The sequence below is a fragment of the Enorma shizhengliae genome (genome assembly GCF_009676995.1).
GTDB classification, from domain to species: domain Bacteria; phylum Actinomycetota; class Coriobacteriia; order Coriobacteriales; family Coriobacteriaceae; genus Enorma; species Enorma massiliensis.
This window is the reverse complement of the sequence record NZ_VTFZ01000005.1, coordinates 79,612-102,803: the sequence shown is the minus strand read 5'-3', so window position 1 is coordinate 102,803 and position 23,192 is coordinate 79,612. Positions and strand designations below refer to the sequence as shown.

Genomic DNA, 23,192 nt, shown 5'->3' with positions numbered 1-23,192 from the left:
AGCTATTTCCTGCATGGCGCGACCTGCTTATGAGGCGTATCTGCCGTGTGACGCGGCCTGGCAGGGGTTGCCACCGCGGCCGTACTCGAATCGTGGTTGATGGAGCGAACTTTCGCTCGGCGTCCGCAGGGCATGCCGTTTGTCGATTTCGACGCTGGGCACGCTTGACGTGGGCTGAGCTCCGTGCCATGCTTGGCCTACCTTTCCATGCATGCCTCTCCGAGGAGGATGTTGCATGGACCTTTTTATCGAGACTCCCAAACAAGTAAATGATCGCTTGGAGCGCGAGCGTCGCTCCCAAGACGCATGGCTGCGCGCCATGCAAGAGCAGTATGCCGCGCAGCAGGCCGGGCTTGGGGCGCCTGTCGTGCAGCAGGCCGAGTACCGGGTGCCCGTCGACCGGCAGGCCGGGCACGATGCGCCCGCCGTGCAGCGGACCGGGCATGAGGAATCTTCCGAGCGGCGCCGCGCGTGCGAAACGTATTCCGAGCATCGAGGTGAACACGAGACCCCGCGCGCGCCGTCTCAAACGAGCGACGGCTATTCGGTCGCGCAAGATGCGTACCGCGAAGAGCTCGCCTTCCAACGCCGCCGGGCGCGCCGTCGTCGCATCGGTGCTTGTCTGCGCGTGCTCGCGCTCATCGTGCTCATTCCCCTTGGGCTCGCGGCGGTGTTTGTCGGGTCGTATGTTCTGACTTGCATCATCAACGGGGCCACGCCGGAAGAGGTGCTCGACGTGCTCGCTGCCATGCCCTCGCGCGTTGAGTCGTTTGTGCGCTCGGTGATGGCGATGTGAGTAGGGGCTAAGGGCGTGAACTGGGGCCGCAGCGTGTCCGGGGCAAGAGCGTGAACTAGGGGCTAGCAGCGCACGCTGGGGCAGATATCCGAGAGGGGGCATTCGCTGCAGAGCGGCTTGCGTGCATCGCAGATTTCGCGTCCGAACTTGATCCATTGGTGATTCACGTTGCGCCAATACTCTTTGGGAAGGATCTTGAGAAGGTCCTGTTCCGTTTTGAGCGGTTCCTTCTCATGGGTCTTGGGCGAGAGCTTGAGCCGGTGGGCGATGCGATTGACGTGCGTGTCGACCGCGATTCCCTCAACGATGCCAAAGCTCACATTGAGCACGATGTTGGCCGTCTTTCTCCCCACTCCAGGGAGCTTGACGAGCTCTTTCATATCGGCCGGAACGTGGCCGCCGAAATCGGCAACGATCATCTGAGCGGCCTCGACGCAGTGCTTGGCCTTCGTTTTATAGAAGCCGAGCGACTTGATTACCTCGGCGATCTCTGTGGGTGTGGCACCAGCCATGGCCTCGGGAGTAGGCCAACGGCGGAAAAGCTCCGGCGTAACTTTGTTCACCTGCGCATCGGTGGTTTGGGCAGAAAGGAGGACCGAAATGACGAGGCGGAAGGGGTTCTCGTGGTCGAGAAAGCACTCGACGGGGCCGTAGCGCCGGTCAAGCCGTTCACAGACCTCAATTGCGCGCTCGCGCTTGGCGGCGTTGGTTTCACGGGGCATGGCGAGTCCTCTCTGCGTCACTGCCAAACATGCAAGGCATCGTGCTCAGCAAGGTTGTGATGACATGGCCATCTTACCAATGTGCTTCGCCTGTTGCGAGTAGGCGACTATGTGGACGATCGGGCAAGGGCACACGGCCACACTCGGTCGGAGGAGCTGCGACGCATCGTGGTGGAGGCGAAGAGCCGCGCATCGGTATAACTGTGTGCGGCATGAATGGGATTCGGCATCGATAGGGCGTTAGGAGGTTGCGTCGTCTCCGCGCTCGTTCCTATCGGTAGCGTCTATCGCCTCCGTGTTTGAATGGATGGGTTCCAGGATTGCGCTCTCATCCAGAGCCTTGGTGTAGGAATCACCGTGCTCGATACTCGCTTCAATCCCAAGGACCTCGGCGGCATCGTCGTCGGCGAGGGCGCTGATGTCGTTGAGCTTGCGCTCAATGACATTGGTGCGCGTCGTGATGATGCTGTCGACCGTGCGGCCCGCTGTGTCAATCTGCTTACGGGCGCGGCGAAGCGCTTCTTGGTAGTTGGGAAGCTCCGCCTTAACGGCAGCGAGCACGCGAAGCACGTCGTCGGTGCGTTTTTGCAGGCGGAACGTCTGGTAGCTCATCTGCAGGCTGTTCAAGAGCGCCGCCATGGTGGAGGGGCCCGCCACGTTGACATGGTAGTCTCGCTGCAGTACCTCGACCAGTCCGGGACGATCGACTACCTCGGCATAGAGCCCTTCGAAGGGCAAAAACATGATGGCGAAGTTGGTGGTTTCGGGCACGCTGAGATACTTGCTCGAGATCTCTTTCGCCTCGCCCTTAATGCGCGTCTCGAGCGCGCGCCGTGCCGCGGCGATTGATTCAGCGTCGCCGTCGTCGAGGGCGTCGCGCAGGTGCTCGTAGGTGTCGCCGGGAAATTTGGCGTCGATGGGCAGCAGAATGGGGTCGCCGCTCTCCACGGGAAGCTTCACGGCAAATTCGACACGCTCGGAGCTTCCAGGTTTCGTCGTCACGTTTTCCAGGTATTGTTCGGGGGCGAGGATGTCCGAGAGGATGGCGCCAAGCTGCACCTCGCCAAGCATGCCGCGTGTTTTCACGTTGCTCAGCACGCGCTTGAGGTCGCCCACGCCAGAGGCGATGCTCTGCATATCGCCGAGGCCCTTATAAACAGCTTCGAGCTGATCGCTCACCTGTTTGAACGATGCCGAGAGCCGATCGTTGAGCGTGCGGGAGAGCTTTTCATCTACCGTGGCGCGCACCTGGTCGAGCTGGCGCGCGTTGTCGGTGCGGATGTCGCCCAGTTGCCGGTCAACGGTCGTTCGCATCTGGCCCAGCTGACGGTCCACGGTTTCGCGCACTTGGTCGAGACGGCCCTCGATGTTCTCGCGGTTTTGCCCGAGCTGCTGCGTGGTCTCGCGGCGAAGAGCGTCCATCTGATCCCCGGTGCGAGCGATCTGCTGCGAGACTGTATCGAAGCGCTGCTGCATGAGCGGAGTCGTGGCAGCTGCATGCTGAACGAGCGCGCCGAGGGATTGCTGGGCGCTGTCGAGCGCGCGCTGCGTTTCCTGCGCATGGTGCGTCAACTCCTGCATGTTCGCGCCCGCGGTGTTTCGGGCGTCTTCGGCCCGCGCCGACTCTCGGCGCGCCTCCATAAGGCAGATGATTGCCGCGCCGGCCGCCACAACGGCTGCAAGCGCAGCGATAAGCGCGCAAATGAGCGACAAGTCCATGCCGTATATCCTCCCGTTTTGGTTTTCCGGTTCATTATACGCGGCGCGTCTTGGGTTCGTCTGGGCGGCTTCGGTTTGCCCGTGCCTTATAGCTCGCGCGGGGCGTTTCTGCTCGGAACGCGACATGTGGCTTGTGCGAAGCGCTTCTGGTTGGGGCACGGCGCGGGGTAACAATCCGTTTCAAGTAGTGCCAATGCCTAAGGAGGCGAGTACATGGAGTATGGATACGCGCGCGTTTCGAGCCCCGATCAAAACGTTGATCGGCAGCTGGATGCGCTGCGGGCGTTCCCGGTTAAGGACAGCCATATATATGTTGACCGATATACGGGAATGAGCTTTGACCGGCCCCGGTATGGAACGCTGATGCGCCGGCTCAGGCCCGGAGATGTCGTGGTGGTCACAAGCATCGATCGTCTGGGTCGCAACTACGAGGAAATCTTGCGCCAGTGGAGAAAGCTTACCCAAGACAGGAGCGTCGACATCGTGGTGCTCGACATGCCGCTGCTCGATACACGGGGCCAAGCAGGCCTTGGGGAAGATGTAACCCGGACCTTCATATCCGATCTGCTCTTGCAATTGTTGAGCTATGTGGCGCAGGTCGAGCGCGAGAACATCAAGCGTCGACAAGCTGAGGGCATAGCTGCGGCGCGGGCACGTGGCATGCGGTTCGGTAGGCCTGAGAAGCCGCTTCCGGAAGGTGCGCTCGAGATGTTCGCGGCTGTTCGAGCGGGGGAGGTGTCCAAGACCGAGGCTGCGCGGCGTCTTGGCGTATGCCGTCGAACGCTCGATAAGTGGCTGGCGCGCGAACAGGGTTAGGGCCGCGTTCTTCTCGATGAGGGGACAAACGGCTGACGGGAAGGATTGCAGAGGGGCCGAGCTGCGTCACGTTGCCATGCAATCTCTGAGGCAAAAAGTCTGATTGCCGGGGCGTAAATCTGAAATAACGTGAAAACCTTGTATAAAAAGGTAGACTTTTTTACCACCCGACGGAAGCTGTGCAGTCTTCCGAATGGTCTTCGGCGTCTCCGCCGCTAGGCCCCTATTTCCGAATTCCCATACACCGCTCCAGGTTGTGCTTAGCCCACTATATGCCCACCCTCCAAAAAAGTCTGCCTTTTTAGCAGCGAACAAGGAGGAATGGCAGCATGAAGTTCAACGGCAAACACATCGCAATCACAGCAGGCCTGGGGGCTGTGCTGGCCTTGAGCCCTGTGGTGGGCCCGATGGCCACGGCCTTTGCTCAGAGCAACAACGGCGCGGCCGCAACGCAGGCGCAGGCTCATAGCGTCAAGGTAATTATCGATGGCGCGAATTATGGTAATTGGGGGATGCCCGATAACGCCGGTTACGTTAGCGACCTTGCGAAGGATAACGTTCCCGAGGGTTACGAATTCCTGGGCACGTGGAGTGTTGTCTGGGAGAATGGTAGTACTACCGCTGGTAAGTCTCTCGATGAGCTGGCTGAGAATTGGGGCAGCGTTACCTCCATCACGGCGGAGTACAGGGCGGTGGAGCAAGGCGGCGATGAGGGCGAGCCCGAGGAGCCTGCCGAGCAGATCAACGTCACCTTCCAATACGACAACACCTCTGTTGCCACTGTCGCAGACGAGAATGGCAACATCGACGCGGCCGGTCTTGGCCTTCCCGAGAACTACACTTGGTCTTGGACCGATTCCCAGGGCACCGTTCATGAGTTTGGCAGCGATAAGCTCGCTGGCTACATCTTCACGGAAAGCTGCACGGTAACCGGCGTTCCAGCCGAGGACCCCGAGGAGCCCGTTGATCCCGAGGATCCCGTGAATGAGTACATCACGGTGCATCTTGTTGACACCGATGGCGCTCCCATCCGCGACGTCGTGGTGCAGAACGGGACCTCCAACTGGTCTGGCGTGCTGACCAACCCCGAGAAGGACGGCTACGTCTTCGTCGGTTGGCAGCAGGAGGGTGCGTCCGATATCGTGACCGATTTGGAGAGTCTGGTTATCGCCGCCGATGAGGGCACCACGGAGCTCACGTTCAAGGCGATCTGGGAAGAGGCTACTCCCGAGCAGCGCGAGATCAAGGTCAACTACTACGACGGCGACGAGCTCCTGGGCACCGGCTCCGTCTTCAACGGCACCTCCCAGTGGAGCGGGGTCGCCAGCCCGCAGAAGGACGGCTGCACCTTCCTCGGCTGGAAGTTCGAGGGCGACGACGCGGTCTACACCGACGCCCAGCTCGACAACCTGGTCTACGCCGCCGACGAGAGCGTGACCGAGGTCAACCTCTACGCTCAGTGGGAGGAGAACCTGCCCGAGCAGCGCGAGATCAAGGTCAACTACTACGACGGCGACGAGCTCCTGGGCACCGGCTCCGTCTTCAACGGCACCTCCCAGTGGAGCGGGGTCGCCAGCCCGCAGAAGGACGGCTACACCTTCCTCGGCTGGAAGTTCGAGGGCGACGACGCGGTCTACACCGACGCCCAGCTCGACAACCTGGTCTACGCCGCCGACGAGAGCGTGACCGAGGTCAACCTCTACGCTCAGTGGGAGCAGGTGCCCGAGGATGCACGCTACGTTACCGTGCATTTCTACGATGAGTTCGGCACCTATCTGGGCGACGGCGCCGTTCTGAACGGCACGTCCGACTGGTCTGGCCCCATCGATGCTCCTGAGCTCGACGGCTACACCTTCCTCGGGTGGGCTGAGGAGGGCGGCAGCGTCTACTCGCCCGAGCTTCTCGGTCAGGTGGTCGTTTCCGTGCCCGATGATGTGACCGAGCTCACCTACATCGCTCACTATGAGAAGACGCCGGCTACCCAGACCCACAAGGTGACCTTCGATGATTGCCTGGAGAGCACCACGAACCAGGTCGTTGAGGTTGCCGATGGCGAGACCGTTGCCCGTCCGGCAGATCCGGTGTGCGAGGGCTGGACGTTCCTGGGCTGGTATACGGATACCCAGCTCACGCAGGAGTTCGACTTCTCCACTCCGGTCACTGCCGACATGACGCTCTACGCCAAGTGGCAGCAGAATGCCGAGCAGCCGGGCGAGGGCACCACGGATGATGGCACGGACGACGCTACGTCGACCGAAACTCCGACCGCAGCTGGCGAGACCATGCCCCAGACGAGCGACCTTGCTGGCATTGCCGTTGCAGTGACGGGTGCCGCGGGTGCGGGCCTTGCAGGTATTGGAGCGATCCTGGGTAAGAAGCGCCGTTAATCTGCGGTAATTCGAACACGCTGCGCTCCGATGAGGGAGCTGTCGGGCGCACGGTCATTGCATGCAGTGATGGCCGTGCGCCTTTTTTCTGGATGAGTATGCGAGGATTGCGAGAGATTCGATGGTTTCTCTTGATGGTGTGGCTGCACGGAAGGGCAATCGGCACGCGTTCGTGTGGGAGCGCGTCTATGACCTCGTTGCGCGAGATAGCGAGCATGGTGGATCGAGCCTGTTCACCAAGCAGGAGCTTGCCAAGGCGCTCGGATGCTCCGTTCGCTCGGTCGACAGGGCAATACTGCGCTTGAGGCGGGAAGGCTTCATAGAGAGCGTTCCTCGCTATGCCGAGAGCGGAGCGCAGATGGCAAATGCATATCGGCTCGTGAGGTGAGGGAGCCGTTGGGCACCATAGCGCTGGAGCAGGGCTAGGGCTAGCTTAGTGGCTTGGTGGATGAGCGCAGATGAGCGGCGGGCTCGGTGCGGCGAGCGCATGGGCGGCGGGCCCAGCGCGGCGGGCCCAGAGTGGCGAGCGCAGATGAGCGGCGAGCACGCATGCTCCTTTGGAGCACCCGTGACGGCATGCGTGACGCGAGCGCGCTTTATTGCGGCAATTTATACTATGAGCATGCTGCAGGGCCTGAAGCGGGCCTTGTCGCTGAATGTATGATCCGACGCGCGTGCGCAATGTATCGCGTACGTGCCGTTTTGCATGTCGAGGGGCTGCGAAGCTGCTCGCATGCGTTGCAGATAGGAGCTCCATGCTCATCCATCGCATTGCCGCACAGCTCTATACCGCCGGGGCGCCGCAAGTGATCGAGGCCGCGCTCGATGCGGGAAAGGACACCACGCTCGCCGTCTCGCAGTCCGGCCGAGCGCTCATGCTCGCCGCGCAGTTCGCTCGTCGGCCACGGCCTGTGGTCTATATCGTTTCCGGTGAGGAGGCCGCCGACCGCGCCGCCCGGGCGCTCGCGGCCTACGTGGGGCTCGAACACGTGGCGCGGTTTCCAGAGCGCACCGATTATCCCTGGCAGGACAAGCAGCCCGACGACGCGATTGTGGCGGCTCGATGCGCTGCGCTCGGTCGCATCGCGCGGGGCGAGGCGTGCATCATGGTTGCTTCCGCACGCGCTCTTTTGCGCTGCGTTCCGCCGGCCGAAAGCCGGTACTGGGCCTCGACCACGTTTGCCGTGGGCGAGGAGCGACCGTTCGAAGATGTGCCGCGCACGCTTGTGGGCATGGGGTACACCGCGTCCGACGCGGCCGATGTGCCGGGGCTTTTCCGCGTTCACGGCGACAGCGTAGATATCTTTCCTGCGCAGGCGCGGGAGGCGGTGCGCATCGAGTTCTTCGGCGATGAGATCGATCGTATTCGCAGGATGGTCACCTCGACGGGCCAGACCATCGGCGACGAGCAGCAGGTCGAGGTTTTCCCCTGTAGGGAACTTGCGCTTACCGACGACGCGGTGCATCGCATGCATGTCGCGCTGTATCAGGCTTCGCGCGACGACACCGCGATCGCGGCGCTTCTCGAACTCGTTGACGCGCGGGTGGTAACGCCGGAGCTTGATCGCTTCCTGCCCATCATGTACGAGGGGACCGCGAGCCCGCTTGCGCACATGAGCCCAGACGCGCTCGTGGTGCTTTCCGAGCCGCGTTCCCTGTTCGACGATTGCACGCGCGCCTATGAGGAGCTTGAACGGCGCGCTGGAGAAGCGGGGGTGAGTCATCTCGACGGGCTCTACGTGCGCCCGCAGCAGCTCGATTTTGGCAGACAGCAACGTTTGAACTACGTTTCCATCATCCGCGCGGGCGGCGCGGTTACGGCCGAGCTCAAGATCGAGCAGCCTGCGATCGCTGGGTCGGACACGAGGTTCATCTCGCGCATTCAGGAGGTCACGGCGAATCGCTTTGCGTGCGTGTTTGCCGCTCCGGATCGCGGCGCGCGCGAGTCACTCGAGCTCTCGTTTACCGATGAGGGCATCCCCTTCGAGGAATCGCTGCAGACGGCCCCCGAGAACGAAGGGGCGGTGAGCCCCGCCATCTCTGTGCGCGTGGCCGACCGTCTCAACCTTAAGCGCATCGAACGCTCGGAGAGCGCGCCGGAGCAGACCCGCCATGCCGCACCGGACGAGGCGCGCGGTTCGCATGAAACGCAGACACCCGGTGCCCAGCAGTCAAAGCATGAGTCAAAACGACCCCGTCCCAAAATGGATCAGCGTGGGGGTGGCGTGGCCGTTCCCACGCTTACGCGCGGTCGCGTGACCTTCATCGATCTGCCGCTTCCTTCTGGTGTGGTGGTGCCCGAGGCGCATCTCGCGGTGTTCTCGATAAGCGACCTCAACGCGCGCATGGACGCGCGCCGGGGCCGCCGTACGGCGCGGCGCGTTGACGTTACGGAGGTCACCTTCCCCTTCAAGCCGGGCGATTACGTTGTGCATGCCACGCATGGCATCGCGCACTTCGCGTCGATCGTGCGTCAAGAGGTGGCCGGCAAGGAGCGCGACTACTTCCTTCTGGAATATGCGGACGGCGATAAGCTTTACGTGCCGCTTGAGCAGGTCGATCGCATCAGCCGTTACGTTGGACCAGACGGGCAGAACCCCAGGCTCACGCGGCTCAACACCGCCGATTGGAGCCGGGCAACCAAAAAGGCGCGTAAGTCGGCGAAGAAGCTCGCCTTCGACCTCGTGGACCTGTATACGCGTCGCAGCTCGATCACGGGCGTGGCCTGCCCGCCAGACACGCCCGAGCAGCTCGAGATGGAGGCGAGCTTCCCGTACGAGCCCACGCACGACCAGCTAGACGCCATCTCCGACATCAAGGCGGATATGGAGGCGGCAAAGCCCATGGACCGGCTGCTCTGCGGCGACGTGGGCTTCGGAAAGACCGAGGTCGCCTTGCGTGCGGCGTTCAAATGCGTGGATAGCGGCCGGCAGGTCATGGTGCTCTGCCCAACGACGATTCTAGCCCAGCAGCACTACCAAACCTTCTTCGAGCGCTTCGCCCCGTTTGGCGTGGAGGTCGAGGTCCTCAGCCGTTTCCGCACGCCCGGGCAGCAGAAGCGCGCGCTTGCGGCCTTTGCTGAAGGCAAGCTCGACGTGCTCGTGGGCACGCACCGCCTGTTATCGAGCGATGTAAACCCGGCGAACCTCGGCCTCGTCATCATCGACGAGGAGCAGCGCTTTGGCGTGCAGCACAAGGAGCAGCTCAAGAACCTGCGCGAGCAGATCGACGTGCTCACGCTCTCGGCCACGCCCATTCCGCGCACCATGCAGATGGCGATCAGCGGCGTGCGCGACATGAGCCTTATCACGACGCCGCCCACCGGGCGCCGGCCGGTCATCGTACACGTGGGCGAGTACGACCCGGATGTGGTGAGCGCCGCCATCCGCCTGGAGCTGGGGCGCAAGGGGCAGGTGTACTACGTGAGCAACCGCGTGAAGACCATCGACGATGCGGTTGACCGTGTGCACGAGGCCGTGCCCGAGGCGCGTGTGGGCGTGGCGCACGGCAAGATGAGCCCGCGCGAGGTTGAAGACGTGATGATCGACTTCTCGATGGGGCGTATCGACGTGCTGGTGGCGACGACCATCATCGAGAGCGGCATCGACAATCCCCGTACGAACACGCTGATCATCGAGGACTCGCAGCGCCTGGGCCTCGCGCAGCTCTATCAGCTCAAGGGGCGCGTGGGCCGCAGCGCCACGCAGGCCTACGCCTACTTCATGTTCCCTGGCGAGCTTCCACTCACCCAAGAGGCGACGGAGCGCTTGACAGCGCTGAGCGAGTTCCAAGAGCTCGGAAGCGGCATGCGCATCGCCATGCGTGATCTGGAGATTCGCGGCGCCGGCTCGCTTGTGGGCGCGGAGCAGCACGGCAACCTGTCGAGCGTGGGCTTCGACCTGTTCACGCAGATGCTCGGGCAGGCCGTGGCGGAAGCGCGCGGCGAGACTTCGGGCGAGGTCGAGGTGGCGAGTGTGGCTATCAACCTGCCGGCAGATTACTATTTGGACGAGGAGTACCTACCCGAGGTCGATCGGCGCGTGCTCGTGTACCGCAAGGTCGCTGCCGCCGATACGCTTGCCGCGGTGGACGAGGCGCAGCGGGAGTGCGAAGATCGCTATGGCGAACTGCCGCTTGCGGCGCGGAACCTCTTCGATCGGGCGCGCCTGCGCATCCGTGCGGAGCGCCTGGGGCTTGAGAGTATCGCACTTTCGGCTGGACGGCTTGTGTACCAGGGGGTTGATGTGCCAAAGGCGGTCGCCTTCGACTTGCGCGATCGATTGGGTGCGGTGAACTTTCCCAAGAGCCGCAAGCTTTCGGTTCCGTATAAGGCTGGTGCGGGCGCCGGGACCGGTGTGGGGCGGGGGCTCGACGCCAACGATCCGGCGGGGCCCGTCGCCGCGGCACTCCGTGTGCTGGAGCAGTTGGGACCCAGCGGGGATGACGACTAGCGAGGGCGCGCGGCGTACCGCAGCTATGCTTTGCGGCTGCGGCAGCTGCGGCAATCGCTGCGCACTTCCGGCGCGATTGGCATCCGCGAAGCGCGGAAGTTATCGCTGAATATGCATTCTTGCGGCAATAGTATTCATGCCTGAGCTTGCTACTTATGGGTCAATGAAAAAAACGGTTAAAACGGCGGAGTTTTGAGTACCGAGCTCAGGCTTTCTACCTGCAAGAACAGTATAAAACTGCAGGTAGATAGCCTGATCAAAAGTATTGCGAAATAACTGGTTTTTCACCGCCGCATAAAGTAGGTCCTATAACCCTATACAAAGCGATGCGCTTACGGGGGCATCGGGCGCACGTTCTATCTTACTCGGCTGCTTGGCGACGGGGAGGTGGGTCCTCGAACAGAACAACAGCGTCCTTTCGGCCCTGCTACCGCCCGTCGTCCTGCATGAGTCCCTGGCGGGAGCGCCGCGCCGCCTCGCGGGCCCGGAGCTTGGCAGGGTCGGGCACAGCGGTGGGCACGGGCTCGTCCACGTGGCCGCCCCACCAGCCGCCGACGAAGTTGTCCGTGCGGAACACGTTGATGACGGCGCCGGGGTCCACCTCGCGCACGAGACGGACGATGTCCTCGGATTCGTAGGTCGAGACAACGGTGTGCAGCAGGTACATGCGCTGCCTGCTGTAGCCGCCGATTACCTCGGCGCAGCTGATGCCATGTTGGAAGCTCGCGATGTATGCGTCCATCACGGCGTCGGCGTGCCGCGTGGTGATTTGCAGCGTCACGCGGTCGTAACGGTGGTAGAAGCTGTCGATAGTCTTGGTTGCGATGAACTGGAACACGATGGAGTACGCCGCATGCTCCCAGCCAAAGAGCGCGCCGAACACTACGAGCAGGGCGCAGTTGCTGGCAAAGATGAAGCCCCAGATGGTCTTGCCGGTGCGGTTTGCCACGAGCAGCGAGATGAAGTCCGTACCGCCTGTCGATGCGCCCGCTTTGAGCGCGATGGCGATAGAAAGCCCCGAGATAAAGCCTCCGAAGACGACGAGCATAATCTGGTCGTCGAGCAACGGCTGAAAATCAAAGATGCGCAGGAACGCAGCGGAAAGCGCGACCTGCATCATGGAGAAGAAGACGAAGCGCTTGGAGATGCGGCTCCAGCAGATGAAGGCGAGTGGGATGTTGAGCGCGAGCATGCCGAGGTCGGTGGAGATGCGCACGCCGAAGAGCGCCGTGATGCGGTCGATGAGCACCGCGATGCCGGTGAAGCCACTGGGGAGCAGGTTTGCAGGGTTCACGAATGCCTGGATGAGAAAGGCCTGCAGCAGTGCAGATGCCACGACGGCACCAGCGGTGATGATGCGGCGAACGAGGGTGAGCCGTGCGAGTTCGAGGGCGCGATCGCTGAGCGATCCGGGCGCGGTGGTCATGGTGGCCTCCTTTGCTGGAGCAGGGGTATAGGAGCTTGGTGGTTGGAGCGGCCTCAAGGGCGTGTGCACGCTTGACCTTGGGCGGCGGTCATTATCGCATGCGCCGCCCCGGTATGCAGGACGGCAATAAATCTATACAAATGCGCAGGCTAGAACTGAGCGCGCGCGGGTGCGCGGGCGAGTGGAAAGGACGGGCCGGAGGGGCGGGCGAGTGGGCGGGCGCGCGGGAGGTCGGATGCGCGGGAGCGGAGGGTGAGAGGCAGGTGCGCATGCGCGCGGTGGCTTTAGCGCCCCACGCGGACGAAAAAAGGGGACGAGCCTGCTCGTCCCCTTCCGGCATATGCAGTGCATCCACGCAGTTGCTAGGCGGCGCCAGCCGACTCCTCCTCATCCTCTCCCGTCGTTGGAGAATCGGGCGAGGTCGCGGGGGTATCGGGGGTGCTGGTGTCGGGCTCCGGCCCACGCGAGATGGTGATGGTGATGGTGGTGCCAGGCATGGCAGAGCCGGTGAGGCTCTGGCTTATGACCACACCGGCATCGACGCGGCTGCTGTACTCGTATTCGCGAGACACCGAGAAGCCCGCATCCTCGAGCGCGCCGAGGGCGCTGTTCTCGCCGTCGCCAACCACATTGGGGATGCTCACGGTGCCGGGGCCGGTGGAAACGGTGTAGGTGACCGTCGAACCCTCCTCGACCTCTTCGCCCTCAGCGGGGCTCTGCTCGAAGACGGTGCCCTCTTCAGCGTCGTTGGACGCCTCGGAGGCAACGCCCACCAAGCCGGCTTCTTCAAGAAGCTTCTCTGCCTCTTCGCGCGTCCTGCCCTTTAGATCGGGTACCGTAGTGGTCTTTATCGGTTCGGGGCCACGCGAGATTTGAATCTCAACCTCATAGCCCTCTTCGACCTGAAGGCCGCCGCTCGGGGTCTGGCTCATGACCTCGCCCTCTTCGTACTCATCGCTATATCCGGACGAGGTTTTAACGCCAAGGTTAAGCGACCGAAGTTCCTCGGTTGCCTCCTCCTGCGTGTAGCCCAAGACGTTGGGCACGGTGACTGTCTTCGCTCCGCTGTTGAGGGCGCTGAAGGCAGCGAAGGCGATGACGCCGATGATCGCGAGCGCGGCCACCACGCCGGCAACGATCTTGCCCTTGCCGCCCTTTTTCTTTCCACCGTATGGGTCGGCACCGCCCGAGGCGCTCGAGCTCATGCCGGACCCGCTGCGCACCGCGGTGTTGCCGATGCCCGCCGGGCGCGCCATGGCCTGCGTCTGGTCGCTCATCACGCGCGTCTCGGTAGCGCCGGCGCCGCCCGCGGGTACCGCACCGATCACGCGCGTGGGCTCGGGGACATCCACCTGGCGCCCCGCGAGGTACGCATTCAGGGTCTGGCGCAGCTCGTCGGCCGTCTGGAAGCGGTTGGCGGGATCCTTCTCCATGCAGCGCAGGATGATGCGCTCAAGGTCGGCGTCGAGGTTGGGGTTGAGCTGCGACGGGGGAACGGGTAGCTCGTTAACCTGCTTCAGAGCAACAGAGATCGCGTCGTCGCCATCGAAGGGCACCTGGCCCGTGGCGCACTCGTACATGACCACGCCGAGCGAATAGATGTCGCTCGTGGGCCCAAGCTCTTGGCCGCGCGTCTGCTCGGGCGAGACATAGTGTGCGGTGCCGAGCACGTTGTTATCTTGCGTGAGGTGGCTGTTCTTGGCGCGGGCGATGCCGAAGTCCATCACCTTGATGTTGCCGTCGGGCAGCACCATGATGTTCTGCGGCTTGATGTCGCGGTGGATGATCTCGTGCTTATGGGCCACGGAGAGCGCGGCGCAGATCTGCGAGCCAATCTGGGCGACCTTCTTGGGGTCGAGCGCGCCGTGGCTGCGGATGCCGCTCTTGAGGTCGGTGCCGCGCAGGTACTCCATAACGATGTAATAGGTGTCGCCGTCCTTGCCCCAATCGTAGACGCCCACGATGTACGGGCTCGAGAGGCCGGCCGCCGCCTGCGCCTCCTGCTTGAAGCGGGCGGCAAAGGTCGCGTCGCCCGCATACTGGGGCAGCATGATCTTCACTGCGACCGTGCGGTTCAGCACTTGGTCTTGTGCGCGGTAGACGGTGGCCATGCCGCCCGTTCCGACTTTATCCTTGAGGAGGTACCTTCCCCCGAGTACCTGCTGCTGCATTTCTTGCTCCTATCACATCTACGTACGCCGCTCACGCGGGCGATTATTACCTAGAAGGGCGTGCTTACGCGGGTTCCCTGCGACCCGGGCCTGTGCGAGCGCCTCGGCTCGAGCACCTTAACTCGCGGCGGGTCCCCCGCGTTCGGCCTCTCGTTCTCGTGCATCCATGGCCACCCCTTACCCTTGCGCCGCGAGCGCAGCGGCGAGGACCTCGACGGCGACCGAGGCGGCCGAGACACCGTTTTCGTTGTAGTTCTCCACCACGACGGCGATGGCCACCGTCGGGGTGTCGTACGGTGCGAAGCCGATGAACGTCGAGTTCACGTTGCTGTTCGAGACCTCGGCGGTACCGGTCTTGCCGGCCACCTGCACGCCCGAAACCTGGGCGGCGGAGCCGGTGCCGTTCTCAACGACCTCGAGCATGGCCTCCTTGACCTGCGATGCCGTGGTGGAGCTCACCGCCTGGCCCAGCGAGCGAGGCTGAGTGGTGCTCACGACCGTGCCCTCGGGCGAAAGCACCTGCGAGACCACATACGGGTTCATGACGATGCCGTCGTTGGCAATGGCGGCGGCGATCACCGCGTTCTGCATGCAGGTCGTCTGCGGGCCGGGGGTGTGTCCCTGGCCCACGGGCTGGCCGGCGCCCGCCCAGCCAAGCTCCCAATCGGTCATCTCGCTTGGATCGGGCATGATGGAAGCGGTGGTCGTGAAGTCCTGGCCGAGCGACTGCCCGTAGCCGAAAGCGCGCGCGTACTGCACGAGCGTGTCGGCGCCGAGGTCGTTGGCGAGCTGGGCAAACGCGGTGTTCGCCGAGTATGCGAAGGCGCGGCGCAGGCTGATGTTGCCGTACGAGCTACCGTGCATGTTCGTGATGGGTGCCCCGCCGATCTCGATCTCGGAGGGCGCGTCGTAGGTGGTGTCGAGCGTGGCCTGCCCGCTCTCGAGCGCCGCAGAGAGCGTGACCACCTTGAAGGTCGAACCAGGCGTGTAGAGGGCCTGCGTGGCGCGGTCGTATTCGCCGCTGCCCTCGCTGCCGCTCTCGCGCACGCTTGCGATGTCGGTGTTGTCGAAGGTCGGCGCACTCGCCTTGGCGAGCACGGCGCCGGTGCGCGGGTCAAGCACGACGATCGAGCCCGAGAGCCCGTCGAGTGCCTGCTCGGCTGCTCGTTGGACGCGCGAGTTGATGGTCAGCATGACCGAGTTGCCGGGTTGGGAAACCCCCGCAAGAGAGAGCAGGGCGTTCTCCCAGCTTGAGTAGTCGACCGAGCCGGTAAGCGTATCGTTCATGGAGTTCTCCACGCCCGAGCTGCCGTAGCGCGTGGAGTAGTAGCCCACGGTGTGCGCCGCGAGGTTACCGTTGGGGTAGGAGCGCACGTAGGTGCCGTCTTCCTGCTGGATCGACTCGGCGAGCGTCACGCCGTCCGAGGTGATGATGGACCCGCGCTGCACGTAGGCCTGCCGGGCGATGGTGTGGTTGTTGCCCGGCATACTCTTGTAGGTGTCGGCCATGATGACCTGGATGTAGGTAAGGTTGCCGATGAGCACCGCAAAGAGCGCCGTGAAGAAGAAGACCGTGCGGGTGAGGCGTTTGGCGAGAGCCACGCGCCCGAGCACGCCGGATTCAGGCGTGTCGAGGAGGCGCCGGCGCATGCGGGAGCCGGGGCGTGCGTGCGATCCGCCGATGGAGCCCGAGCCACCCAGCGGTTTGCCGGTGGCGCTGCGCCCGCCGAAGATGCGCGTGCCCACGCTGCTCAACGCCGGGGAGCCGCCACGCGCGGGGGCCGCGTCGGCACCGAGCGCGGTCATGATGCCCGTGCCGGTAAGCTCGGTCTCGCGGCCGGTCGCCTCGTCGCCCGCGCGCATCAGCAGTGCCACGATGATGAAGCTCGCCAAAAGCGATGAACCGCCCTGGCTCATGAAGGGCAGGGTCACGCCGGTGAGCGGGATGAGGCGGGTCACACCGCCCACGATGAGGAACGCCTGGAAGCTGATGGCCGCAGTGAGGCCGGTGGCGCTGAAGGCGGCGAGGTCGCTCTTGGCGCGCGCGGCGGTGGTGAGGCCGCGTACCGCGAACAGCATGAAAAGCAGAAGAACCGCCGCGCCACCGAGCAGGCCGCACTCCTCGCCGATGGCAGAGAAGATGAAGTCGGATTCCACGACGGGGATGCGATCGGCCATGCCGCGGCCGATGCCCTGGCCCACGAGCCCGCCGTCGGCGAGCGAGTACAGCGACTGCACGAGCTGGTAGCCGCTGTTCTGTGCGTCGATGAACGGATTGAGCCAGATCTCGAAGCGCGTGCGCACGTGCGCCATGATCTGGTACATGCCAAATCCGCCGATGCCAAGCAGCACGATGCCGATGATCACATACGATATGCGCCCGGTTGCTACATAGAGCATGATGAGGAAAAGCGTGTAGAAGAGAAGCGCCGAACCGAGGTCGCGCTCGAAGGCGACGATGGCGAGGCATACGCCCCATACGACGAACAGCGGGGCGAGCAAGCGCAGGCGCGGAATCTTGAAGCCCATGACGTTGTGGTTGGCGATGGAGAGCAGCTCTCGGTTCTCGGCGAGGTAGCCCGCAAGGAACAGCACGATGCAGATCTTGGCGAACTCGCCGGGCTGGATGGTGATAAAGCCCAGGTTGATCCACAGCTTGGAGCCCCAGCGATCCTCGCCGATGAAGATGGGCAAGAGCAGCAGGATGATGCCGATGAGCCCGAGCGTGTATTTGTAGCGCTTCACCATGTCGAGGTTCTTAACCACGGCAAGCGTCGCTACCATGAGCGCGATGGAGACAAACAGGAAGACAAGCTGGTTGAGGGCCGAATCGGGCGCAAGGCGCGTGACGAAGGTGATGCCCACGCCGGAAAGCACGAAGACGATGGGCAGGATGGCCGGGTCGGCGCCGGGCGCGAAGATGCGCACGCCGATATGCGCCGCGGCGAAGGCGGCGAAGAGGCCGATCGGTACGGCGAGCGTGGTGAACGAGAGGGCCGCTCCGGTGGTGACCACATAGAGGGCGTAGAGGAGCGTGACCGGGAAGGCCGCTCCGATGAGCAGCATGAGCTCGGTGTTTCGGCGGCTACCCATTAGCTTTCGCCTCCTTCGGCATCGGCGGGGTCTACGGCGTCTGCGGCGGGATCTGCCGCAGCCGTATCATCGGAAGGCGCGGCGTCGCCCGACGAGCCTGCGCTCTCGGCGCTGGCGTCGCCGTGGATGGCGGCGGCGTCCTCGACGGCTCGGGTCTGCTCCTCGTAGATTTGCTGACGGTACTCGGAGACCGTTTGACGCGCCTGCTCCATGCTCGACTGGCTGATGCCGGCGCGCAGGCGGTTCTGCGTGTCTTCGGGAAGGTCGTCTATATCGATGCCCGTCTCATCGTTCAGGTGGGAGAGTTCGATCCCCATGAACGATCCGGGCACTCCGGTGTAGATGGCCACGCAGCCGTCGTGCACGCCGAGGAACACGGAGTTGGTAATCACGATGGCGGCCGCCGCGCACGCGATCACGATGGCGGCGATGAGGCCCGTGAGGGCGATGAGCAGGTTGCGCCTGCGGCGGCGGGCGAGGTCGCGCAGACGGCCGTCGTCTACCACATCAACCACGACGACGGTTACGTTGTCGGCACCGCCCGCGTTGAGCGCGGCGTCAACAAGGTTGTCGGTGCAAATCTGCGCAGTGGGGGACTGGGTGGCGATGGTCTCGATCTCGCCATCCGAAATCATGCTCGAGAGGCCGTCCGAGCACAGAATGAGCCGGTCGCCCTCCTCGATGTTGAGCTGGAAGTGGTCTGCGTACATCGCCGGATCAGACCCGAGCGCGCGCGTGATGACCGACCGGTTGGGGTGCACGCGGGCCTCGTCCGCCGTGATCTCGCCCGCATCGACGAGCTCCTCAACATAGGAGTGGTCATGTGTGATGCGGATGAGCGTTCCCTCGTGCAGGAGGTAGGCGCGAGAATCGCCAACGTGCGCGATGGCGATGACGTTGCCCTCGATGTACGCTGCGGTGGCGGTGCAGCCCATGCCCGCCTTTCCCAGACCGTTGGCTGCGGCCTCGATGATGGCGGCATTAGCAGCTTCGACGGCGGCGGCCAGGTGCGTGGGGTCGGCTTCCTGCGGGGCCAGGCGCGCGATGGTCTCGACCGCGATCGACGAGGCAACCTCGCCGGCGGCGTGGCCACCCATGCCGTCGCACACGCAGAAGAGCGGCGACTGCACCAGGTAGGAGTCCTCGTTATGCGTGCGTACGCAGCCCACGTCGGAGCGAGCGCCCCACATGAGCGAGGTGCTCGTGCCGGCATCGTAGGTGGAGTCGGTGTTGATGCGTTCCTCCGTGATGGGGGCGAAGCTCTGGGTCGAGCCTGGGTCGTCGAGGCGTGCCTCTACGGCCGCGACATCGATTTCCGCCGTAGTGTCTGGCCGTGCGTGCTCCGACGAGCCCTCCTGGCCCGGCTGAGCTGCGCTGGCTGTTTCTTCGGCATGCACGTGTTCATGTTGGGGGGCGGGCTGCTCTGCAAAGGGGGTTGGCTGCCCCTCGAAAGAGGTATCCGCAGGCTCTGAGACGGATGCCGCGGCGGTCGCCGCGGGGGCGTTGCCAAAGAGCGTGCTCGACTCAAGGTCAACCGCATCGTCTGCGCTGCCGCTTGCGGCATGGCCGTGATCTGCCATGTGGGCAGGTGCCGGCGCGGGTTCTGCGGCATGGGCGCGGGTGCGTTCATCCGTATGCGCGGGAGCGTTTGCGCGGGTGGCATCGAGCCCCTCGGGCGGCGCCATATGCGCGCCAAGAGGGGCGTGCTCGGCCTGCTCAAGGAAGGAGGGGATGTTCCCGCTATACTGCTCCTCGGGCGTCATCGACGGTTCACCTTCATGACGACGTCGCCGATCTGCACCTCGTCGCCTTCGCGGAGCGTCGCGGGTTCAAGCAGCTGGCGCCCGTTGACGAGGGTGCCGTTAAGCGAGTTGAGGTCTTCGATCACGAGCGCCGGGCCCTGCAGGGAGAAGCGGGCGTGGCTTGCCGAGACGAACGGCTCGTTGATGCAGATATCGGAGCTGGGGGAACGGCCCACGATCACGGGGCCGAGCATATCAACGTGAATGCCGCGGATACCGCGCGGGCCCTTGTCGACGTCGATGGTCCAGATGGCGGAATCGCGTCGTTGGCCGCGCACGAGCCCCACGCCGGTCTTCATGACCGCGAAGAGGAAGATATAGAGCAGGACGACCAGAACGATGCGTCCGATGAAGAGGATGACGTCGATCACTCGCATCAGCTCCTAAATTCGAAGGTGCTGAGCCCGAAGGTGAGCAGGTCGCCGTTGCGCAGCGGGCACCGCGTGATGCGACGGTTGTTCACCAACGTGCCGTTGGTGGAGTTGAGGTCCTCGATGGACCAGTCGTTTCCGGTAGAGGTGAGCTGAGCGTGGCGGCGGCTCACGTTGGGATCGCGCAGGGCCACATCGGCCACGGCGCGCTCGCGGCCAACGATGCAGGCCGGGCCGTTCACCTGGTATACGTCTCCCGTCACAACGTCGACGAGCTGGGCGGTCGCCTGCGCGGGCAGGGGAGCGCGGTTGCTTGCGGCGGGGACGGCACCGATTCCAAGCGACGCGCCGGTTGCTGCTGCGCCGCCCATGCCGGCGAGGGCCTCGCGGCCCACGGTCTTGGGCACGGGGATGGGGGATGCAGCATCGTTGCTCGCGAACGGATCGGGGATGTTGCTCGCGGCGACGCCCGCTGCGACACCCACCGCAGCGCTTGCTGCAGCGCCCGCACCGGCAGCGGCGCCCAAGCCTGCTGCGCTGGGGGCGTTGCCTGCAAGGGAGATAGGCTGCGCTGCGCTTCGAACCTCGGGAGCAGCCGCCTGGCGCGGTTGGGCCTGGCGCGCCGGAGCGGCCTGGCGCGGCTGCGCGGGCTGCTGGCGCGGCATGGGCGCCTGCTGCGCGCGATTGACGGCGGAGCGCCCGTAGTTCTGGCTCAGGCTGTTCTGATAGGCGCGCTCTTCCTCATAGAGTCGGGCGAGCGTGGGGCCGTCGACGTTCTCGGCAAAGACCGAGAACTTTCCCGGCTTGAGGGCGGGGTCGATCATGAAGCGCACGAGGGGCTCGCCCACGAACCCGTAGCGCTTCTTGTCGGCCTGGGCTTTCACAAAGCTCGTGACCTCGCGTGCGAGCTGCGGGTAGAACGGCGCCATAAGTGAATCGTCGTCGGCAGAGATGAGGATCGTGTAGAGCGCCGGCGCGGTGTTGGCGCCGTTGACCACGAGGGTCTGATCTTCCATCTCGCGAGCCGCCTGCTTGGCGAGCTTCTTAAACGAGAACGGGGCGCGCGCGGCACCGAAGATGCCCGCCACGTGGTCCTCGAAGATGTTCAGGAAGTTCACGATCGATCACCCTCCGGGATGTCCTTGCGATAGCCAAGCAGATATACACATATGCCGATGATTATAGAGGATAGAGCTCCCGCCCCGAGAATCTTGGCAATCGATGCAGTGTCCACGCTGGCAATTTCCATAGGGTTTGCAAGACAGAGCAGCAAAACAACCATAATTCCCGCGAGCGCGCAGGCAATGCCGAGCATGCCGCCGCCGCGCGAATCGCGCATGTTGCGGGCGTGCCGGGAGAGCGCGGCGCTCGTTGCCGCAGCGGTCGCAGCGATGAGCGCGAGCCCCGCAAGGAAGGGCGCATCAGCGAGCGAAGCGAAGGCGGCGGCGCTCTCGAGCGCCCCGCCGTTCTCGATCGCGAGGTCGAGCCATCGGCTGAGGGCAACTCCGAGCGAGCAGCTGATGGCAGCGGGCACTGCGGGCAGGAAATATCCCGCAAAGGCCGCCACCGGACCTGCGAGCACGAGGGGATCGCCCGTGGCGGCGCCGAGCGCCATGATGCACACGAGCGCCACCGAGGCCGCTCCGAGCGTGCGGCCCCACGTGTACCACCATCCAATGAAAATCGCGCAGAGCACGGCGGCTGCGGGCAAAACGGCGATGAGGTTCGTGGTGCTCATGATCATCATGAGGAAGCCCGTGGCTACCAGTGCCGAGCCAATCTGCGGGGCGATGCCGCCGGCGGCGCCGATGGCGATCGCGGCGAGAACGCTCGCCTGGATGTCGAGCCCGAGGGTTATGAGGATTAGGGCGCAGCAGATTGCCGTTCCCACGCCTCCGATCACGCTCGTGGCAAGCGCCCGCGCCCGCGGGGTGCGGCTTCCCAGGTAGCCCTCGGCAGGATCGAGCTCCCATACGCGGCGTTGCCCCGTGGCTTCGGTTTCCCCGGAATCGCCCTCGTCGTCGGCGGTGAGCTTCTCAATCATGCGCGCAAGGCTTTTTCGCCCCTCGCGCGCGTCTCCCAGGTGGGGGAGGAACCAGTCGCTAAAGTCTGCAATACTCGCCATGCGTTCCGACGGTTCGGGCGAGAGAGCGCAGAGCAGGGCTTCCTCGCTGTTTGCGGGAATGTCCGGCAGGAGGCCCGAGGGCACGATGACGCCCTTGTCTATGCGCTTGAGCGAGTCGGCGGGGGTGCCCGCGCGGAACGGCGCCGTGGCGCAGAGGGATTCATAGAGCACGGCGGCGAGTGCAAACACGTCGCTGCGCTCATCTACTGCGTCGCCGCGTAGCTGTTCGGGAGGCATGTAGCCGATGGTGCCGCCCCGCGCCCCGCCGAAGCCAGCGGCGCTCGTGAGCGTTGCCATGCCAAAGTCTGCGAGCTTGACGTGGCCGCTCCGGTCGATGAGCACGTTCGCCGGCTTGATGTCGAGGTGCAACACGCCGTTTTCGTGGGCATAGGAGAGCGCCTGCGCGAGGGCGTCCGCGATGCAGGCGCACTCGTCGTAGGTGAGCGAGTTGCCGTCTACCGTGGCGAGGAACTCCTCGAGCGACATGCCGTCGACGTACTCCATGACGAGGTAGGCGTAAGCGCTGTCGTAGGTGAAGTCGATGACCGTGACGATGTTGGGGTGCTGCAGGAGGCTCGCGGTGCGGGCCTCGGCCAGGGCGTCGGCGCGCGCGTCGTTGGATGCGACCTCAAACGGTGCGGCGAGGGGAATGCGCTTGATGGCCACGCGGCGCTGCAGGCGAGCGTCGAGGCAGACCTCCACGCTGCCGAAGCCGCCGGTGGCGCGGGTTTCAATCGGCCGATAGCGCTTGAGCAGCGCGGACGCCGTGGCTCCCGGCGCCGGCTGCGGCGCGGGCGCGCGACGGGTAGCAGCGGCGCGTCCGGGCATTGCCGGGCGGGGGGCCGCGCTATGCGGCGATGCGCCCCGCGGGGGGCGGGTATGTTGCGAGAAGAGCGGCATGGCCATCCTTGGTGCGTTTGTGATGTGAGTGCGGTATGCCTTGGCGCACATTTTACCATGCGACAATAGCTGCCGTTATGAAGGCTGCGTGACGGGAGGGACCATGACGGACCAAGAACGGTTGGCGGCGTACGAGGCCTTTGCGGCCGAGGTGCGCGAGGAGCTTTCGAGCACGGTCGCGCGCATGGAGGACCTGCAGGCGCAGAACAAGGTGAAGACCGCGACGTACCGGCAGCTCTTTGCCGCGCGCGTCACGCTCAAGGAGATCGACCGCCGGCTGGCGTCCCACGGCTTGTAAGGCTGACGGCGGCTTGGGGGCTGCCGGGCAGGCCGAAGGGGCTGCCGGGCGAGCCGGGAGGGGCGCGTCGGCGGCCCTTCGAGCCGAATCGCGTGGCGGCAGGCTCGCGCTTGCG

General features: G+C 64.4%; 15 protein-coding genes. 6 read left to right on the top strand and 9 right to left on the bottom strand.

Going from position 1 to position 23,192, the window contains the following annotated elements; all coding sequences use genetic code 11:
- Window positions 1-235: 235 nt before the first annotated feature.
- Window positions 236-796: a hypothetical protein gene (locus GJE22_RS05075; protein WP_144688216.1), complete on the top strand. Its 561-nt coding sequence runs from the start codon at window positions 236-238 to the stop codon at window positions 794-796.
- A gap of 62 nt (window positions 797-858) precedes the next feature.
- On the opposite strand, the gene nth is transcribed toward GJE22_RS05075, so the two are convergent.
- Complete coding sequence (nth, locus tag GJE22_RS05070; RefSeq protein WP_144688217.1) at window positions 859-1,518, bottom strand: endonuclease III; 660 nt, start codon at window positions 1,516-1,518, stop codon at window positions 859-861.
- 240 nt (window positions 1,519-1,758) lie between these two features.
- Window positions 1,759-3,237 carry a DNA recombination protein RmuC gene (gene rmuC / locus GJE22_RS05065; protein WP_144688218.1) on the bottom strand — a complete coding sequence of 493 codons (1,479 nt, stop codon included), beginning with the start codon at window positions 3,235-3,237 and terminating at the stop codon, window positions 1,759-1,761.
- A gap of 213 nt (window positions 3,238-3,450) precedes the next feature.
- On the opposite strand from rmuC, the gene GJE22_RS05060 reads away from it, so the two are divergent.
- From GJE22_RS05060 to mfd, 4 genes are all read left to right on the top strand, one after another.
- The gene (locus GJE22_RS05060) at window positions 3,451-4,053 is read left to right on the top strand and encodes a recombinase family protein (protein WP_144688219.1); all 603 of its coding nucleotides are present in this window, start codon (window positions 3,451-3,453) and stop codon (window positions 4,051-4,053) included.
- Window positions 4,054-4,382: 329 nt separating this feature from the next.
- Window positions 4,383-6,440 carry an InlB B-repeat-containing protein gene (locus GJE22_RS05055; protein ID WP_144688220.1) on the top strand — a complete coding sequence of 686 codons (2,058 nt, stop codon included), beginning with the start codon at window positions 4,383-4,385 and terminating at the stop codon, window positions 6,438-6,440.
- A gap of 121 nt (window positions 6,441-6,561) precedes the next feature.
- Window positions 6,562-6,828 (top strand): helix-turn-helix domain-containing protein, encoded by a 267-nt coding sequence (locus GJE22_RS05050; RefSeq protein ID WP_019128725.1) that lies wholly within the window; start codon window positions 6,562-6,564, stop codon window positions 6,826-6,828.
- A gap of 367 nt (window positions 6,829-7,195) precedes the next feature.
- Complete coding sequence (gene mfd / locus GJE22_RS05045; protein ID WP_144688221.1) at window positions 7,196-10,891, top strand: transcription-repair coupling factor; 3,696 nt, start codon at window positions 7,196-7,198, stop codon at window positions 10,889-10,891.
- Between the two features lie 427 nt (window positions 10,892-11,318).
- Here mfd and GJE22_RS05040 read toward each other — a convergent pair whose 3' ends face one another.
- From GJE22_RS05040 to GJE22_RS05010, 7 genes are all read right to left on the bottom strand, one after another.
- Complete coding sequence (locus GJE22_RS05040; protein ID WP_144688222.1) at window positions 11,319-12,317, bottom strand: YitT family protein; 999 nt, start codon at window positions 12,315-12,317, stop codon at window positions 11,319-11,321.
- Window positions 12,318-12,679: 362 nt separating this feature from the next.
- Entirely contained in the window at window positions 12,680-14,488 is a 1,809-nt protein-coding gene (pknB, locus tag GJE22_RS05035) for a Stk1 family PASTA domain-containing Ser/Thr kinase (RefSeq protein WP_144688223.1), read from the bottom strand.
- 177 nt (window positions 14,489-14,665) lie between these two features.
- The gene (locus GJE22_RS05030) at window positions 14,666-17,581 is read right to left on the bottom strand and encodes an FtsW/RodA/SpoVE family cell cycle protein (RefSeq protein WP_144688224.1); all 2,916 of its coding nucleotides are present in this window, start codon (window positions 17,579-17,581) and stop codon (window positions 14,666-14,668) included.
- Window positions 17,581-19,344, bottom strand: coding sequence for a Stp1/IreP family PP2C-type Ser/Thr phosphatase (locus GJE22_RS05025; protein ID WP_144688225.1), 1,764 nt, complete (start codon window positions 19,342-19,344; stop codon window positions 17,581-17,583). The genes GJE22_RS05030 and GJE22_RS05025 overlap by 1 nt, the downstream gene beginning before the upstream one ends.
- Window positions 19,341-19,754: an FHA domain-containing protein gene (locus GJE22_RS05020; protein ID WP_019128731.1), complete on the bottom strand. Its 414-nt coding sequence runs from the start codon at window positions 19,752-19,754 to the stop codon at window positions 19,341-19,343. Before GJE22_RS05020 ends, GJE22_RS05025 begins: the two co-directional genes overlap by 4 nt.
- Before the next feature lie 5 nt (window positions 19,755-19,759).
- The gene (locus GJE22_RS05015) at window positions 19,760-20,872 is read right to left on the bottom strand and encodes a DUF3662 and FHA domain-containing protein (protein ID WP_144688226.1); all 1,113 of its coding nucleotides are present in this window, start codon (window positions 20,870-20,872) and stop codon (window positions 19,760-19,762) included.
- On the bottom strand, window positions 20,869-22,707 hold the full coding sequence (locus GJE22_RS05010; protein WP_186297411.1) for a serine/threonine-protein kinase: 1,839 nt from the start codon (window positions 22,705-22,707) through the stop codon (window positions 20,869-20,871). Before GJE22_RS05010 ends, GJE22_RS05015 begins: the two co-directional genes overlap by 4 nt.
- 175 nt (window positions 22,708-22,882) lie before the next feature.
- Here GJE22_RS05010 and GJE22_RS05005 point away from each other — a divergent pair, with 175 nt between their 5' ends.
- Window positions 22,883-23,077 carry a hypothetical protein gene (locus GJE22_RS05005; protein WP_019128734.1) on the top strand — a complete coding sequence of 65 codons (195 nt, stop codon included), beginning with the start codon at window positions 22,883-22,885 and terminating at the stop codon, window positions 23,075-23,077.
- Window positions 23,078-23,192 lie beyond the last annotated feature (115 nt).

Excerpts from the sequence above, each read along its gene's own strand:
- GJE22_RS05075 (WP_144688216.1), top strand. The coding sequence starts at position 236 with ATGGACCTTTTTATCGAGACTCCCAAACAAGTAAATGATCGCTTGGAG.
- nth (WP_144688217.1), bottom strand. The coding sequence starts at position 1,518 with ATGCCCCGTGAAACCAACGCCGCCAAGCGCGAGCGCGCAATTGAGGTC.
- rmuC (WP_144688218.1), bottom strand. The coding sequence starts at position 3,237 with ATGGACTTGTCGCTCATTTGCGCGCTTATCGCTGCGCTTGCAGCCGTT.
- GJE22_RS05060 (WP_144688219.1), top strand. The coding sequence starts at position 3,451 with ATGGAGTATGGATACGCGCGCGTTTCGAGCCCCGATCAAAACGTTGAT.
- GJE22_RS05055 (WP_144688220.1), top strand. The coding sequence starts at position 4,383 with ATGAAGTTCAACGGCAAACACATCGCAATCACAGCAGGCCTGGGGGCT.
- GJE22_RS05050 (WP_019128725.1), top strand. The coding sequence starts at position 6,562 with ATGGTTTCTCTTGATGGTGTGGCTGCACGGAAGGGCAATCGGCACGCG.
- mfd (WP_144688221.1), top strand. The coding sequence starts at position 7,196 with ATGCTCATCCATCGCATTGCCGCACAGCTCTATACCGCCGGGGCGCCG.
- GJE22_RS05040 (WP_144688222.1), bottom strand. The coding sequence starts at position 12,317 with ATGACCACCGCGCCCGGATCGCTCAGCGATCGCGCCCTCGAACTCGCA.
- pknB (WP_144688223.1), bottom strand. The coding sequence starts at position 14,488 with ATGCAGCAGCAGGTACTCGGGGGAAGGTACCTCCTCAAGGATAAAGTC.
- GJE22_RS05030 (WP_144688224.1), bottom strand. The coding sequence starts at position 17,581 with ATGGGTAGCCGCCGAAACACCGAGCTCATGCTGCTCATCGGAGCGGCC.
- GJE22_RS05025 (WP_144688225.1), bottom strand. The coding sequence starts at position 19,344 with ATGACGCCCGAGGAGCAGTATAGCGGGAACATCCCCTCCTTCCTTGAG.
- GJE22_RS05010 (WP_186297411.1), bottom strand. The coding sequence starts at position 22,707 with ATGCCCGGACGCGCCGCTGCTACCCGTCGCGCGCCCGCGCCGCAGCCG.
- GJE22_RS05005 (WP_019128734.1), top strand. The coding sequence starts at position 22,883 with ATGACGGACCAAGAACGGTTGGCGGCGTACGAGGCCTTTGCGGCCGAG.